This window comes from Curtobacterium phoenicis (assembly GCF_047238015.1).
Classification (GTDB): domain Bacteria; phylum Actinomycetota; class Actinomycetes; order Actinomycetales; family Microbacteriaceae; genus Curtobacterium.
This window is the reverse complement of record NZ_JBDFLZ010000002.1, coordinates 406,581-421,250: the sequence shown is the minus strand read 5'-3', so window position 1 is coordinate 421,250 and position 14,670 is coordinate 406,581. Positions and strand designations below refer to the sequence as shown.

The window sequence follows — 14,670 nt, the reverse complement described above, 5'->3', positions numbered from 1 at the left end:
AGCCGTCCGCACACCGAGCGCGGGTTACCATGGAACACGTGCTCATCTGTCTCACGGCGTCGCACCGCAACGCCAGCTTCGACCTCCTGGAGCGACTGAGCATCGGCGCACCGACCGCCGCGAGCCGTCTCGTGACCGACTCCGACGTGTTGGACGGGGCCGTCGTCCTGGCCACGTGCAACCGCTTCGAGGCCTACCTCGACATCGCGGGGGACGACCGTGACTCCGCCGTCTCGGCCACCGTCGACGCCGTCGCCGCCGCCAGCGACCTCTCCCCGACCGAACTCCGCGACTCCGTCCGGGTGCTCGGCGGCAAGGACGTCGTGCAGCACCTCTTCGCGGTGTCGAGCGGCCTCGAGTCCGTCGTCGTCGGCGAGACCGAGATCTCCGGGCAGGTGCGTCGTTCCCTCGAGGACGCCCGCTCGAACGGCACGACCACCTCGGACCTCGAACGGCTCTTCCAAGAGGCAGCGCACACCTCCCGCGGCGTCAAGACCCGCACCCGCATCGGCGCCGCCGGCCGCTCGCTCGTCCGGCTCGGCCTCCAGCTGGCGTCCTCCCGGGTCACCGACTGGGCGCAGACCCGCGTGCTCCTGGTCGGCACCGGCAGCTACGCGGCGACGACCATCGCGGCTCTGCGCGACCGGGGCGCCGTGAACATCCAGGTGTTCTCGCCGTCGGGTCGCGCGGCCTGGTTCGCGGCGAAGCACGACCTCGTCGCGGCCCGCGACCTCCGCCAGGCGATCGGGTCGAGCGACGTGGTCATCACCTGCACCTCGAGCGAGGTCCCGGTCGTCGCGCCGGCGGACCTCGACGACGGCGTCCGCCGGATCGTGATCGACCTCGGGCTCCCCCGCAACGTCGACCCCGCTGCGGCCGGTGTCGACGGCGTCGAGTTGCTCGACCTCGAGACCATCAGCATCCACGCCCCGATCAACGAGCTGAACGCCGAGTCCGAGGCACGCGCCATGGTCGACGACGCCGTGTCGCGCTTCCGTGCCCAGGCGCTCGAGCAGTCGACGACCCCGGCACTCGTCGCGTTCCGGAAGCACGTGTTCGACATCCTCGACGACGAGATCGACCGTGCGAAGCGTCGTGACGGCGACCCCGAGTCCGTGGAGCAGACCGAGCGTGCGCTCCGCCACCTCGTGGGCGTCCTGCTGCACCGCCCGTCGGTCCGCGCGCGTGAGCTCGGACGCGCCGGTCGCGGCGAGGAGTTCGTCGGCGCGCTCGACGCCCTGTTCGGCGTGCAGCCCGCCCCCGAGACGCAGGTACCGAGCCCGGTCGTGCCGCTCGCGGAGCGCACCGCGCCCGGCCGCGACGAGGCGGACCGCACCGACGAGGCGGACGCGAGCTGAGCCTCCCGTCCGCCCCGACACTGCGCGTCAGCGCGCTGCTGCTGGTGCGTGACCGGAAGGTGCTCATGGTGCGCGCCCGCGGGCGCGACGTCCTCTACCTGCCCGGCGGCAAGGCCGAGCCGCACGAGAGCGACGTCGAGGCCGCCATCCGCGAGGCGTTCGAGGAGACCGGGCTGCGCCTGACGGCGCGGGACCTCGAGGCGTTCGGGACGGTGGTGGAACCCGCGCACGGGCAGGCACCAGGCACGATGGTGGCGATGGCGCTGTTCACGGTCCGGCCTGGAGGCACGCTCGACTCCGCCGCGCCCGTCGCCTCGGCAGAGGTGGACGAGGTCGAGTGGGTCACCTCCGCGGACGCGGACCGGTGCCCGCCCGCGGGTGTGGAGACGCTCCGACGGCTCGTCGCCGCGGACCTCGTCGACTGACGAGCAGGACGCCCGCCACTCGTCCTCGTCGGTCGCTACTCGTCCTTGTCGGTGTAGTGGCCGACGCCCTCGGTACCGGTCGGCTCCGGCTCGCCGGGGATGTCGCTCTCCACGTACTCGCCCTGCTCACCGTCCGGCGTCGGGCGGCCTTCGCCGGGGATGTCGCTCGACACGAACTCGCCGACGGGCTCGGAGCTCGCGACGTGCTCCTCGCCCGGGATCTCGCTGTCGGTGAAGGACCCGGCGCGGGGTTCGACGCCGTCCGCGCGACCGTCGTCGCCGCGTGCCTGCTCGTGCTTGTCCGTCATCTCGGTCTCCGTCGTCCGTGGCGCGGGCGCTCCCGTGCCGGTGACCGCGAGTGTGCCCGCGGAGGCTGGATGCTGCCCGAGTCCGGGTCGCTCCGCGGTGGTTGCGTGGACCCATGTATCGAAGCGCCGTTCCCAGGGTCGTGTCCGTCGCCGTCGGGCTGGTCGCCGTCGGTGTGCTCGCCGGGTGTGCAGGCGGTGGTGCGGCGACGCCGACCGCCGCGACGTCCACCGCGACCGAGACGGTGACGGCGACGCCGTCGTCGTCCGCGTCCCCGACGTCGTCCGCGTCATCGTCGTCGACCACGTCCGGATCGTCGTCCGGCACCGGGTCGACCGGGTCGGGCTCGTCGGGGTCCGTGGCGGCGTGCGCCACGGCATCGCTCGCCGTCGGATCGGAGCCCGGCAGCGGCGGCGCCGCCGGGAGCACGATCTTCCACATCACGCTGGAGAACACCGGCTCCGCGACCTGCACGCTGCAGGGCTGGCCGGGTGTCTCGTTCGTCGGCGGCGGAGACGGGCAGCAGATCGGCGCCGCGGCGTCCCTCGACCGGTCGTCCCCGCACCCGACCGTGACCCTGCGGCCCGGGCAGCTCGCCGTCGCACCGGTCAAGGTCGTCCGAGCGGAGAACTTCCCGACGTCGGAGTGCACGCCGGTGACGCCCGACGGCTTCCGCGTGTACCCGCCCGGATCCAGGACGTCGCTGTTCCTGAAGGACGAGGGCTACACGGCGTGCCGGTCGTCCGGTGCGGCCTTGCTCAGCGTGCAAGCACTCGTGCCGGAGGGGCAGGCGACCGACTGAGGTCTGCCACGATGGCCACATGGTGACCATCGCGACGGGCATGCCCACGGTCGACGAGCTGCTCGACCTGTACGGGGCGGTCGAGTGGACGGCGTACACCGGCGACCCGGAGCTGCTCGTCGCCGCGGCCCGAGGCTCGCACGCCGTGGTCACCGCCCGCGACGCCGGTCGTCTGGTGGGACTCGCGCGCACGGTGTCGGACGGTGCGACGATCGTGTACGTGCAGGACGTCCTCGTGCACCCCGAGCACCAGCGGTTCGGGATCGGTAGCGCCTTGCTCGCCGAGGTGCTCCGCCGGTACGAGCACGTGCGGCAGACGGTCCTGCTGACCGATGCCGAACCCGGCCAGCGGGCGTTCTACGAGTCGCTCGGGTTCGTCGAGGTGCACGACGTCGCACCCGGTCCGCTGCGGTCGTTCGTGCTGTTGCGCTGACGTCCTGCCGGTGTTCGTCCCACACGGAAGCGCCGCTCCCGGGGGTCCCGGGGGCGGCGCTTCGGTGTGGTGCTGGGTGTTACTTGATCTTGGCGGTGATGGTCGCGGTGCCCACGAGCAGGCCACGCTTGACCGCGTCGGTGCCGAACGTCTTGTTCAGCAGCCCGGCAGCGTCCTCCGAGATGTGCACCGTGGTGCCGGTCAGGACCGCGTTGTCGCCCTCGAGCTGCAGCGGCTTGAGGGTGCCGCCCCACAGCTCGAACAGGTACGCGTTCGCTGCAGCGACCTTGCCGTTGACCAGCACGTCACCGTAGAGCTTGGACGAACCCGGGTTCACCACGAAGTTCTCCAGCGTCACCGTCGTGTCACCGGCCTTGAGCGTCAGGCCCGAGTCGTCGTGGTTGAGCAGCCCCTGCACGTACGGACGGTACGAGCCGTCCGGGTTCCAGTACGTCACCGAACCGGCCGTGATCGGGAACGACACCGACCCGTCCTCGAGCTTGGCGTTGCCCGACACACCCGGGGTGAGCTTCAGCGCGGTGAGGGCGTCGGTGAAGCCCGAGTCGAGCTTCACGGCCGTGGTGCCACCCAGCACCTCCGGCACCGACGCGACCGGCGCGGGGATCTTCGACGAGCTGGACGACACGGTGTGCACCGACGGGGTCGACGCGTTCGCGGCGCCGACACCGAACGCGGCGCCACCGAGGACGAGCGCGCCGGTCGTGGCGAGGGTGATCGAGGTCTTCAGGCTCTTGCGCATGGTGTTCGTTCCTTTGCTTGGTCGCGCTCGGCGCGGCGTTCGATGGCGCGCCGAACCCACCCGGTGACGGGTGGAGAACCAGCTGGTTGCGGCTGGTGAGCGCTCCGGGTGGTTCCCGGTCTGTGCAGGGGATTCGACGCCCTCCGCAGAGTGGATTGGGGCGACTTCTCACCGTTACCGTTCCGTGACATCAGGCGGTCGGTAGCCTTGCCCCGTGGCCGCCACGACCCAGCAGGACCCCGCGACGGAGCAGACGGTCGTCGACCACGGCAGCGCGCTGCTCGGTCGGCCGCTGCACCCCGTCCGCATGCTCACCGGCGGACAACACGCCCGCACCGTCCTCGCCGTCGACGGCGAGCAGCACGTCGTGGTCAGGACGTTCCCACCCGGGGACGACGCCGTCGTCCGGGAGGTGTCCGTGCTCGGGCGGCTCTCGCCCCTCGGTGGGCTCGCGCCCCGGCTCCTCGCACACGGAACGGTCGGGCGCGTCCCGACCATCGTGACGTCGGCGCTGACGGGGACCGTTCCGTCCGTCTCCCTCGACCTCGACGCCGCCGCCGAGCAGCTCGGTGCAGCCCTCGCCCTGGTCCACGGACTCGACCCCGTCGGACTGCCCGACGACGGGCGGGAGCCGAAGCGCACCGCGGGACGCCTGGGTGGTGCTGCACGTCTCGCCTGGCCGACGACCGACCAGACCCGGGTCCTCACCCACGGCGACTTCTGGAGCGGGAACGCCGTGTGGCAGGGCGACCACCTCACCGGGATCGTCGACTGGTCGGGCGCGATGGCCGCCCCGCGGGGTGTCGACGTCGCCTGGTGCCGACAGGACCTCGTGCTCCTCGGCGCTCCGTCCGCAGCCGATCGCTTCCTCGCCACGTACGAGCGCGAGCGCGGTGTGCGGGTGGGCGACGTGCACGCGTGGGACGTCCTCGCCGCTGCTCGGGCCGATCCGTACCTCGAGTCGTGGGAGCCGAACTACGTGGGCATCGGGCGCGCGGAGGTCACGGCGCGGGTCATCCGGCAGCGGTTCGACGCCTGGGTGCGGCGGCTCCTCGGCTGAACCGCTGGCCGCCCGTGCGAGTGCCTGCGCGCGTGACCGCCCGATCAGCGACGAGCGGGCAGGTGCACGGCCTCGAGCACCTCGGTGCCCATCGTGCGCAGGGCGTCCACGACCGCCAGCCTCCGCTGGAGCGTCGCGTCGTCGAACGTCACCGTGACCGCGTAGCTCACCGACGATGCGGGGCCGCGGAGGATGCCCGCCTCAGCGCGGACCCCGAGCGACGAACCGGTGGCCGAGACGAGCTGGAGTCCGTGGTCGAGCGAACGGTGCGCGAGCGGGTCGAGCGCGAAGGAGCCCGCCACGAGCGAGAGGTCGCTCGACAGGGACAGCCACCCGAGCACCCGGTTCGAGACGGCCTCGTCGACGACCTCGCCGAGCGCGAGCCCGCGGAACAGCCAACTGAGCTCCCCCGTCGCCGCCACCGAGGCATCGGGCGCGTCATCCGGACCCCGGCGGTCACGGACGCGGTCGATCAGTGCCGTCCGCTCGATGCCGAGCGACTCCGCACGCTCGCGGACCGCATCGATCCCGACGGTCGAGAGCAGCGCGTTCATGGCCCAGGCGTCGGACGTCGCGCCCACGAGGGTCGCGAGGTCCGACACCTGCATGGTCGACTCCTGCAGGAACTGCCACAGACCAGCACCCGTCGCGGTGTCCCGGGCCATCCGCTGCAGACGGTCACCGTGCAGACCACCGTCCTCGAGCAGCGCAGCCACCTCGATGAGCAGCAGCACCCGCCCGAGGCTCGCGACCGGCTGGACCAGTGTGTCGTCGACCGCGAGCAGCGCCTTGCCGGTCGACGTGTCGATGACGGAGGCGCTGACCCCCGCGCCGTCCCTCGCCAACGCGCCCAGTGCCTCCAGGGTGGCCCCGAACCGCTCGTCGGCGCCGCCGCGGTGGCGGCCGTGCGCGCGACCACCGCCGCCCCCGCGCGGTCGGTCGCCGTCGCCGTCGCCGGCGCCGGTCTGGCCGTGACGGCGCCGCCGGGACGGCAGCGCCGCATCCGGCTCGACCATCACCAGATGGCGACGCGCTCGGCCGGGTCGAGGTACATCGAGTCGCCCTCCGTCACGCCGAACGTGTCGTGGAAGCCGTCGATGTTGCGCACGACCTGGTTGCACCGGAACTCGTTCGGGGAGTGCGGGTCGATGCTGAGCAGGCGCGCGGCCTCCTGCGGACGGATCGCCATCCGCCAGGCCTGGGCCCAGCTCAGGAAGAACCGCTCCGCGCCGCTGAGACCGTCGACGACCGGCGGCTCCTGACCGTCGAGGGACAGCAGGTAGGCCTTCCACGCGATCGAGAGGCCACCGAGGTCACCGATGTTCTCGCCGATCGTCAGGGCGCCGTTGACGTGGCCGTCCGGGACCTCGGTCGGGACGAGGGCGTCGTACTGCGCGATGAGGGCCTTGGTGCGTTCCTCGAACGCGGCGCGGTCGGCCTCGGTCCACCAGTTCTGCAGGCGGCCGTCCCCGTCGTACTGGGATCCCTGGTCGTCGAAGCCGTGCCCGATCTCGTGGCCGATGACGGCACCGATCGCCCCGTAGTTGGCGGCGGCGTCCCGCCCGGCGTCGAAGAACGGGAACTGCAGGATCGCCGCGGGGAACACGATCTCGTTGAAGCCCGGGTTGTAGTAGGCGTTGATCGTCTGCGGGGTCATGAACCACTCGTCGCGGTCGATCGGCTTGCCGATCTTGCCGAGCTCGCGGTCGACCTGGAAGTTCGCGACGGCGCGGACGTTGCCGATGAGGTCGTCAGCGGAGACCTCCAGCGCGGAGTAGTCGCGCCACTTCACCGGGTACCCGATCTTCGGCGTGAACTTGTCGAGCTTGTCGAGTGCACGCGCGCGCGTCTCGTCGGTCATCCAGTCGAGACCCGTGATGCTCTGCCGGTAGGCCTCGACGAGGTTCGCCACGAGCTCGTCCATCTCGGCCTTCGAGGTCTCGTCGAAGTGCTCCTGCACGTAGATGCGGCCGACGGCCTCGCCCATCGCACCCTCGACGAGCGAGACGCCGCGCTTCCACCGCTCGCGCTGCTTCGGTGCGCCGGTGAGTGCCGTGCCGTAGAACGAGAAGTTCGTCGCGGAGAACGCGCTCGTCAGGTAGGCCGCCGAGCCGCGCACCACCTGCCAGCGGAGCCAGTCCTTCCACGCTGCGAGCGGCTCGGTGCGGAGCAGGCGGGCGAGTCCGGTGATGAACGAGGGCTCACGGACGACGACGGTCTCGAACGCGCCGGCCGGGGCGTCGATCGCCTCCCACCACTGCTGCAGGTCGATGCCCTCGGCGAGCGCCGCCACCTCCGACCACGGCAGCTTGTTGTAGGTCTTCTGGCTGTCACGCGTGGTGACGTTGTCCCAGTGCTCGGCGGCGAGCGCGGTCTCGAGGCCGATGACGTTGTCGCTGCGCTCGCCCGCGTCGTCGAAGCCCGCGAGGGGGAACATCGCGGCGACGAACTCGCGGTACTTCGTACGGATGTCGGCGAAGCGGTCCTCGCGGTAGTAGGACTCGTCCGGCAGCCCGAGTCCGCTCTGCTCGAGGAACACGACGTAGGACTCGGGGTCGCCCGGGTCGTTGTCGACGAACAGCTGCAGGAAGCTCGGCAGACCGAGGCGCTCGAAGCGGCCGACCATCCGGACGACGTCCTCGACCGAGTCGACCGCGTCGACCTCGGCGAGCAGCGGCTCGATCGGGCCGGTGCCGAGCGCCTCGAGCCGCTCCTCGTCGACGAACGCCGTGTAGAGGTCGCCGACCTTGCGCTCCTCGGTGCCGGGTGCCGCCTGCTGCGACCGCTCGACGATCTCCCGGACGGCGAGTTCCGCCTCTTCCGCGAGGATCGTGAACGCGCCGTACCGCGCCTTGTCGTCGGGGATCGGTGTGGCTGCGACCCAGCTGCCGTTGACGTGCCGGTAGAGGTCGTCCTGGGGGCGCACACCTGCGTCGAGCTCGTCGGTGTGGATGCCGGAGGTGCTTGCGACGTCGGTCATGGCGTCCACGATAGCCACGGTTGCCCTGTGCGCGGGCGGACGGCCGGAACGGTCACCAGCGGCGCTCCTCCACAGATCCGGCAGGTCCTCGTCACGGGCATCCGGGTGCCACTACCGTTTCTGAGCATGGGACTCCCTTGGAAGCTGCACGGCGACGGCCGCACCGTCTCCGCGACGACGATCGTGGCCCCCGACGAACGCCTCGGCTGGGGGCGGACCGTCGGTCTCGGCGTCCAGCACGTCGTGGCGATGTTCGGGGCGACGTTCCTCGTCCCACTCATCACGGGGTTCCCGCCGTCGACCACGCTGCTGTTCAGCGGCATCGGCACGATCCTGTTCCTGCTCATCACCGGCAACCGCCTGCCGAGCTACCTCGGGTCCTCGTTCGCGTTCCTCGCCCCGATCGGCGCCGCGACGAAGATCGGCGGCATCCCCCTCGCACTGTCGGGCATCATCGTCGTCGGGGCGCTGCTCGCGGTCGTCGGGCTCGTGGTGCACCTCGCCGGTGCCGGGTGGATCGACCGGGTGATGCCGCCGGTGGTGTCCGGTGCGATCGTCGCGCTGATCGGGTTCAACCTCGCCCCGTCCGCGAGGAAGAACTTCGTCGAAGCGCCCGTCATCGCGGTGATCACGCTGCTCACGATCATCCTCGTGACCGTCCTCTTCAAGGGCCTCATCGGACGGCTCTCCATCGTCATCGGCGTCGTCGTCGGCTACGTCGCGGCGATCGTCGCGGGCGAGGTCGACTTCTCGAAGGTCGCGGCGGCACCGTGGATCGGACTGCCGACGTTCACCGCTCCGGCGTTCGACGCCGGCCAGCTCGCGATCTACCTCGGCTTCGTCCCGGTGGTCCTGGCGCTGGTCGCCGAGAACGTCGGCCACGTGAAGGGCGTCGGGCAGCTGACCGGCCGCGACCTCACCCCGCTGACCGGCCGGGCACTGTTCGCCGACGGGGTCTCGACGGTCCTCGCCGGCATCGGCGGAGGCTCCGCGACCACGACCTACGGCGAGAACATCGGCGTGATGGCCGCGACCCGGGTCTTCTCGACGGCCGCCTACTGGGTCGCCGCGATCGTCGCGGTCCTGCTCGGGCTCTCCCCGAAGATCGGCGTGATCATCTCATCGGTGCCGGCAGGGGTGCTCGGGGGCGCGACGACCGCCCTCTACGGCCTGATCGGCATCATCGGCATCCGGATCTGGGTCGAGAACCGCGTCGACTTCGCGAAGCCGAAGAACCAGCTCACGGCGGGGATCGCGCTCATCATGGGCATCGCGGACTTCACGTTCGCGTTCGGCAGTGCCACGTTCGGCGGGATCATCGTCGGCACGGTGGCGGCGATCGTGGTCTACCACGTGATGGACCTCATCGGTCGGGCCCGCGGCACGGACCCGGCGACGCCGGCGGCGTCCGATGCGGACCACGCCGCCACTGGCGCGGTTCCCGCGGAGCCACGCGTCGGCTGAGACGCAGGATCAGGTCTGACGGGAGGCACGGTGCGGGCCCGCCCCGTGCCTCCCGTCAGACGCGGCGCGAGCCGCCAGGATGGTCGGGTGACCCAGAGGATCGAGAGTCGTCGCGTCGACCGGGACATCGTCCGGCTCGCCGTGCCCGCGCTCGGCGCCCTCGTCGTCGAGCCACTGTTCCTCCTGACGGACACGGCGTTGATCGGTCACCTCGGGGCGACACCGCTCGCCGCCGTCGGGATCGCGAGCGCCGTGCTCCAGACCGTCACGGGGCTGCTCGTGTTCCTCGCGTACTCGACCACGCCAGCCGTCGCCCGTGCGCTCGGAGCCGGTGACCGACGCGGAGCCGTGCACGCCGGGATCGACGGCATGTGGCTCGCGCTCGTGCTCGGGGTCGTGCTCGCCCTGGTCGGCTGGCCCCTCGCCGGACCGCTCGTCGGCGCGTTCGGCGCCTCGGCCGAGGTCTCCGCCGCCGCCACCGCCTACCTCACCCTGTCGCTCGTCGGACTGCCGGGGATCCTCGTCGTCACCGCGTCCACGGGACTCCTCCGCGGGCTGCAGGACACCCGGACCCCGCTCGTGGTCGCGACCGTCGGCTTCGTCGCGAACGGGCTGCTGAACGCCGCGCTCATCTACGGAGCCGGCTGGGGCGTCGAGGGGTCCGCGGCCGGGACCGTGCTCGTGCAGTGGGCGATGGCAGCGGTCTACGTCGTGATCGCGGTGCGGGCGGCACGGGCGTCCGGTGCCCCGTTGCGCCCCGGTGCTTCGGGTGTTGCGCGCGCGCTCCGCTCGGGGGCCTGGCTGTTCCTGCGCACTGCATCGCTCCGGATCGCCATGCTCGCGACCGTGTCGGTGGCGACGGGACTGGGCACCACGGGGCTCGCCACGACCCAGGTCGGCCTCACCGTGTTCTCGACGCTGGCGTTCGCGCTCGACGCCCTCGCCATCGCCGGCCAGGCGCTCGTCGGGCACGGGCTCGGCGCTCGCGACCCGGACCGGGTCCGCCTCGTGACCGGTCGGCTGGTGCTGCTCGGGATCGTGGGCGGCGTGGTGCTGGGACTCGTGACCGCCGCGGTGAGCGGGGGGCTCGGCCCGGTGTTCTCGGACTCGGCTGCGGTGCAGCGGGCGCTCCCCCTGGTGCTGGTGATCGTCGCCGTCGGGATGCCGGTCGCGGGCTACGTCTTCGTGCTCGACGGGGTGCTCATCGGCGCCGGTGACGCGCGGTACCTGGCGCTCGCGGGCGGCGTGAACCTCGTCGTGTACCTGCCACTCCTGTGGTGGGCGGGCGGGACGCTCGCTGGGCTCTGGGCTGCGTTCGCGCTCGGGTACATCGGCGTGCGCGCGGTGACGCTCGGGGTGCGGGCGCACCGGCGGGGCTGGATCGAGGTGGCGCTGGCCCGTTGAGCGGCGGCGTCCGCGCGCCCTGGTGAGGGCGCGCGGGTGCCGTGACAGCGACAGTTGTGCCGTGTCGCTTTCGCGAGAGCGACAAGAACCGAGCGGATCCCCGCGGCAGACTGTCGCTTTCGCGGAAACGACGATCGCCGGCGCGCGCCGCGCACTGGCGTCAGTGCGCGGGCGGGGGCGCCGTCGTGTCGCCGATCCGGAGCTCGGAGCGGAAGGCCGCTGGTTGCGCCGGGGCCCCCTCGAGCATGGCGATCGCCGCCCGGGCCGCGGCCTGACCCTTCTGGACGAAGGGCTGCACGAGCGTGGTCAGCTGCCGGATCGGGGTGCGGTGGAACAGGCTGTCGTCGACGGGGATGCCGTCGAACCCCACCACGCTGACGTCCTCGGGCACGCGGAGTCCGGCGTCGAGCGCCGCCGAGATCACCCCGACCGCGAGGACGTCGCTCTGCACGACCACCGCGGTGGGGCGGGGTCCGTCCGGGGCGAAGAGCGCAGCGCCCGCGATCCGACCCTCTTCCACGGAGCTGCCCGCGGCCTCGTACGCCCGGGCCGCGGGGAAGACACCCCGGACGCCGCGGAGGCGCTCGAGCGAGGTGTGCGCGATGCCCTCGGCCTCGCGCTCGGGGCTGATCGGGCCGCGTCGGTGCGTGCCGTCCAGCGGCAGCGTCACGACGACGAGGTCGGTGTGGCCGAGGTCACGGAGGAAGGCAGCGGCACGGCGCGAGGCCTCGCGGTTGTCGAGCTGGACGGGGACCGCGCCCTCGATGTCGTCGGCCTCGATGGCGACGACGGGGATGTTCCGCCGGCGGAGGACGGCGACCGCCGGGTCGATCCGGACGTTGCAGCCGACGAGCACGACGGCGTCCACCGGCGCATCGACGAGCGGCCCGACGAGGCCGGCGTCGTCGAGCGGACTGCGGACGAGCAGCAGGGAGGTCCCCGCCTCGCCCGCGACCTCCGCGATGCCGTCGAGCGTCAGGACGTTCACCGGGTCGCGGAACGCGTCGCTCAACCGCTCGTCCATGACCACGCCGATGACCCCGGACCGTCCGCGGCGGAGGGAGCGTGCTCGTGGGTCGGGCCCGCCGTAGCCGAGTTCCGCGGCCGCCGCGAGGACCCGCTCGCGAGCCTCGTCCGAGACCGGACCGGCTCCGCTGAACGCGAGCGATGCGGTCGAGGGAGCCACGCCGGCGGCCCGTGCGACCGCGGCGAGGGTCGGGCGCGCGACACGACGACCCGTCGTGGGTCGCGCCGCGCCGTTCGCGCTTGCCGGTTCGTCCATCGCCCGTTAGCGTAATCGTCATCGACGGTCGAATCGATTCGACAGAGCAGCCGACACGCATGACGACGCAGCTGTCGAGTGACAGCCACGCGTGACCACGCACCAGCACGGAACCCGGAAGAACACCATGACGACGACGTCCGCCCGCACCGCACCGACCACCCGCGCGTGGATCACCGCCGTGTTCGCGGCCTTCACCATGTCCGGCCTCGCGATCGCCACCTGGCTCGGTCGGATCCCGAGCGTGCGCGACTCCCTCGGCGCGACCACGTTCGAGATGGGGCTCCTCGTGCTCGGCATGGCGGTCGGCTCGATCGGTGGCCTCACGTTCGCCGGGCACATCGTCGCCAAGGTCGGGGCTCGTCGGGGCGTGCAGGTCGCCTCGGTCTGCCTCGCGGTCGGGATCGTCTTCGCGGGCTTCGCCCTCACCTTCGGGTGGGGCTTCGCCGCGATCTGGACCAGCCTCGTTGCGTTCGGCTTCGGCAACGGGCTCGTCGACGTCTCGATGAACGTCTCCGGTGCCGCCGCCGAGAAGGCCGGCGGCCGCACGATCATGCCGCTCTTCCACGCCGCGTTCAGCGTCGGCACGCTCGCGGGTGCCGGCATCGGCGCGCTGACCGAGGCGCTCGACGTCCCCGTGGTCCTGCACTTCGCGGTCCTCGGTGTGGTGACCTGCCTCGTCATGCTCGCAGCAGCCGCACGCTTCGGCGACGAGCACCGGTACGACGAGCACACGAGCACCGAGACCAGCCCGACGCCGGTGCAGCTCACCCGCTGGCAGGTGTGGGCGCAGCCCTCGACGCTCCTCATCGGCATCATCGTGCTCGGCATGGCGCTGGCCGAGGGGTCCGCGAACGACTGGCTCCCCCTCGCGATGATCGACGGCCACGGGCTCGACAACGCCGCGGGCTCCGCGGTGCTCACGGTGTTCCTCGCCGCGATGACCGCGGGACGCATCGCCGGCAGCCCCCTGATCGACCGGTTCGGTCGCGTCCCCGTCCTCCGGGTCAGCGCCGCCGTCGCCGTGGTCGGCCTCGGCCTGCTCATCTTCGTGGACGTCATCCCGATCGCCGTCCTCGGCGTGGTCCTGTGGGGTCTCGGCGCGAGCCTCGGCTTCCCGATGGGGATGTCCGCCGCGGCCGACGACCCCCGCTCCGCCGCGCTCAAGGTCAGCGCGGTCGCGACGATCGGCTACGTGGCCTTCCTCGCCGGGCCGCCGCTCATCGGCTTCCTCGGCGAGCACGTGGGGCTGCTCGGTGCCCTGCTCGTGGTCTTCGTCTTCATCATCGGCGCGGGCCTGGCGTCCGGCGCCGCCCGCGAGACGGGCGCAGCTGCCGAGGCGCTGCGCAGGCGGCGTGCCGGGGGCGGCGACCACGGCGGAACCCGCTCGGCCGCCCGCGACCACGGCACCGGCGGCGCCCACGGGGCCGGACACGACCAGCACGCACGCGGGGCGGCACCCGACCACCAGGCGGACGCGACGCAGCACGGCGGGGGCGACCCGCGCCTCCAGGCCGACCACCCAGACCACACGGACCACACGGCCCACTCGGACCACCCGACGGACGACACGATGGCGGACCCGGCGTCGTCGGGCGGGACACGCACCGACCGTTAGGATCGCCGGGTGCGTCTCGTCATCGCCCGCTGCTCCGTCGACTACGCGGGGCGACTCTCGGCCCACCTCCCCCTCGCCACGCGCCTGCTCATGCTGAAGGCGGACGGCTCGCTGCTCGTGCACTCCGACGGCGGCAGCTACAAGCCGCTGAACTGGATGAGTCCGCCGTGCTCGATCGAGATGGGCGAGCCGAGCGAGGAGCAGGCCGAGGCCGGCATCACGCAGGTCTGGACGGTGACCCAGAAGAAGACGCAGGACAAGCTCGTCGTCAGCCTGTACGAGGTGATCGCGGACGAGACCCACGACCTCGGCGTCGACCCGGGGCTCGTGAAGGACGGTGTCGAGGCCCACCTGCAGCAGCTCCTCGCCGAGCAGATCGAGCTCCTCGGCGACGGGCACACCCTCGTCCGCCGCGAGTACATGACCGCAATCGGTCCGGTGGACATCCTGGCGCGGGACGAGGCCGGGGCGAGCGTCGCGGTCGAGATGAAGCGGAACGCGAACATCGACGCGGTGGAGCAGCTCACCCGGTACCTCGAGCTCATGAACCGCGACCCACTGCTCCGTCCCGTGCAGGGCGTCCTCGCGGCGCAGACGGTGGCACCGCAGGCCCGCACCCTGGCCGAGGACCGCGGCATCCGCGTCCTCGTGCTCGACTACGACGCGATGCGCGGCATCGAGGGCGGACACACCCGCCTCTTCTGACGGTCGGTCGGCTGACGGGACGCGCGCATCCCGACGTCGCGCGCGTCGATCGACGGGTGCACGGTCGAACCGC

General features: G+C 72.2%; 14 protein-coding genes. 9 read left to right on the top strand and 5 right to left on the bottom strand.

Going from position 1 to position 14,670, the window contains the following annotated elements:
* Positions 1 to 38 precede the first annotated feature (38 nt).
* Together ABC270_RS02150 and ABC270_RS02145 are read left to right on the top strand one after the other, a co-directional pair.
* Positions 39 to 1,358: a glutamyl-tRNA reductase gene (locus tag ABC270_RS02150; protein ID WP_412879282.1), complete on the top strand. Its 1,320-nt coding sequence runs from the start codon at positions 39 to 41 to the stop codon at positions 1,356 to 1,358.
* A complete protein-coding gene (locus ABC270_RS02145) occupies positions 1,355 to 1,783 on the top strand; it encodes an NUDIX hydrolase (protein WP_412882021.1) in 429 nt (142 codons plus the stop codon). The genes ABC270_RS02150 and ABC270_RS02145 overlap by 4 nt, the downstream gene beginning before the upstream one ends.
* Positions 1,784 to 1,818: 35 nt before the next feature.
* Here ABC270_RS02145 and ABC270_RS02140 read toward each other — a convergent pair whose 3' ends face one another.
* A complete protein-coding gene (locus tag ABC270_RS02140) occupies positions 1,819 to 2,091 on the bottom strand; it encodes a hypothetical protein (protein ID WP_412879281.1) in 273 nt (90 codons plus the stop codon).
* A gap of 113 nt (positions 2,092 to 2,204) precedes the next feature.
* Between ABC270_RS02140 and ABC270_RS02135 the strand changes: the two genes are divergently transcribed.
* Positions 2,205 to 2,891: a DUF4232 domain-containing protein gene (locus ABC270_RS02135; protein ID WP_412879280.1), complete on the top strand. Its 687-nt coding sequence runs from the start codon at positions 2,205 to 2,207 to the stop codon at positions 2,889 to 2,891.
* Between the two features lie 19 nt (positions 2,892 to 2,910).
* On the top strand, positions 2,911 to 3,324 hold the full coding sequence (locus tag ABC270_RS02130; RefSeq protein ID WP_412879279.1) for a GNAT family N-acetyltransferase: 414 nt from the start codon (positions 2,911 to 2,913) through the stop codon (positions 3,322 to 3,324).
* A gap of 79 nt (positions 3,325 to 3,403) precedes the next feature.
* Here the strand turns inward: ABC270_RS02130 and ABC270_RS02125 are convergent, their stop codons facing one another.
* A complete protein-coding gene (locus tag ABC270_RS02125) occupies positions 3,404 to 4,084 on the bottom strand; it encodes a hypothetical protein (RefSeq protein WP_412879278.1) in 681 nt (226 codons plus the stop codon).
* 214 nt (positions 4,085 to 4,298) lie between these two features.
* Here ABC270_RS02125 and ABC270_RS02120 point away from each other — a divergent pair, with 214 nt between their 5' ends.
* A complete protein-coding gene (locus tag ABC270_RS02120; RefSeq protein ID WP_412879277.1) occupies positions 4,299 to 5,144 on the top strand; it encodes a phosphotransferase family protein in 846 nt (281 codons plus the stop codon).
* Positions 5,145 to 5,188: 44 nt separating this feature from the next.
* Here the strand turns inward: ABC270_RS02120 and ABC270_RS02115 are convergent, their stop codons facing one another.
* Positions 5,189 to 6,160, bottom strand: coding sequence for a serine hydrolase (locus tag ABC270_RS02115; RefSeq protein WP_412879276.1), 972 nt, complete (start codon positions 6,158 to 6,160; stop codon positions 5,189 to 5,191).
* On the bottom strand, positions 6,160 to 8,124 hold the full coding sequence (locus tag ABC270_RS02110; protein ID WP_412879275.1) for a M13 family metallopeptidase: 1,965 nt from the start codon (positions 8,122 to 8,124) through the stop codon (positions 6,160 to 6,162). Before ABC270_RS02110 ends, ABC270_RS02115 begins: the two co-directional genes overlap by 1 nt.
* A 126-nt stretch (positions 8,125 to 8,250) precedes the next feature.
* On the opposite strand from ABC270_RS02110, the gene ABC270_RS02105 reads away from it, so the two are divergent.
* Complete coding sequence (locus ABC270_RS02105; RefSeq protein WP_412879274.1) at positions 8,251 to 9,588, top strand: uracil-xanthine permease family protein; 1,338 nt, start codon at positions 8,251 to 8,253, stop codon at positions 9,586 to 9,588.
* A gap of 87 nt (positions 9,589 to 9,675) precedes the next feature.
* A complete protein-coding gene (locus ABC270_RS02100) occupies positions 9,676 to 10,992 on the top strand; it encodes an MATE family efflux transporter (protein ID WP_412879273.1) in 1,317 nt (438 codons plus the stop codon).
* A 160-nt stretch (positions 10,993 to 11,152) separates the two neighbouring features.
* Here ABC270_RS02100 and ABC270_RS02095 read toward each other — a convergent pair whose 3' ends face one another.
* Positions 11,153 to 12,274 (bottom strand): LacI family DNA-binding transcriptional regulator, encoded by a 1,122-nt coding sequence (locus ABC270_RS02095; protein ID WP_412879272.1) that lies wholly within the window; start codon positions 12,272 to 12,274, stop codon positions 11,153 to 11,155.
* Between the two features lie 127 nt (positions 12,275 to 12,401).
* On the opposite strand from ABC270_RS02095, the gene ABC270_RS02090 reads away from it, so the two are divergent.
* Both ABC270_RS02090 and nucS read left to right on the top strand, forming a co-directional pair.
* A complete protein-coding gene (locus tag ABC270_RS02090; RefSeq protein WP_412879271.1) occupies positions 12,402 to 13,892 on the top strand; it encodes an MFS transporter in 1,491 nt (496 codons plus the stop codon).
* A gap of 9 nt (positions 13,893 to 13,901) precedes the next feature.
* A complete protein-coding gene (gene nucS / locus ABC270_RS02085) occupies positions 13,902 to 14,597 on the top strand; it encodes an endonuclease NucS (RefSeq protein WP_412879270.1) in 696 nt (231 codons plus the stop codon).
* The last annotated feature ends 73 nt before the right edge of the window (positions 14,598 to 14,670 follow it).

Bases quoted from the DNA above. Each gene is read 5' to 3' on its own strand.
- ABC270_RS02095 (WP_412879272.1), bottom strand. From the start codon at position 12,274: ATGGACGAACCGGCAAGCGCGAACGGCGCGGCGCGACCCACGACGGGT.
- ABC270_RS02125 (WP_412879278.1), bottom strand. From the start codon at position 4,084: ATGCGCAAGAGCCTGAAGACCTCGATCACCCTCGCCACGACCGGCGCG.
- ABC270_RS02135 (WP_412879280.1), top strand. From the start codon at position 2,205: ATGTATCGAAGCGCCGTTCCCAGGGTCGTGTCCGTCGCCGTCGGGCTG.
- ABC270_RS02130 (WP_412879279.1), top strand. From the start codon at position 2,911: ATGGTGACCATCGCGACGGGCATGCCCACGGTCGACGAGCTGCTCGAC.
- ABC270_RS02140 (WP_412879281.1), bottom strand. From the start codon at position 2,091: ATGACGGACAAGCACGAGCAGGCACGCGGCGACGACGGTCGCGCGGAC.
- ABC270_RS02110 (WP_412879275.1), bottom strand. From the start codon at position 8,124: ATGACCGACGTCGCAAGCACCTCCGGCATCCACACCGACGAGCTCGAC.
- ABC270_RS02105 (WP_412879274.1), top strand. From the start codon at position 8,251: ATGGGACTCCCTTGGAAGCTGCACGGCGACGGCCGCACCGTCTCCGCG.
- ABC270_RS02090 (WP_412879271.1), top strand. From the start codon at position 12,402: ATGACGACGACGTCCGCCCGCACCGCACCGACCACCCGCGCGTGGATC.
- ABC270_RS02115 (WP_412879276.1), bottom strand. From the start codon at position 6,160: ATGGTCGAGCCGGATGCGGCGCTGCCGTCCCGGCGGCGCCGTCACGGC.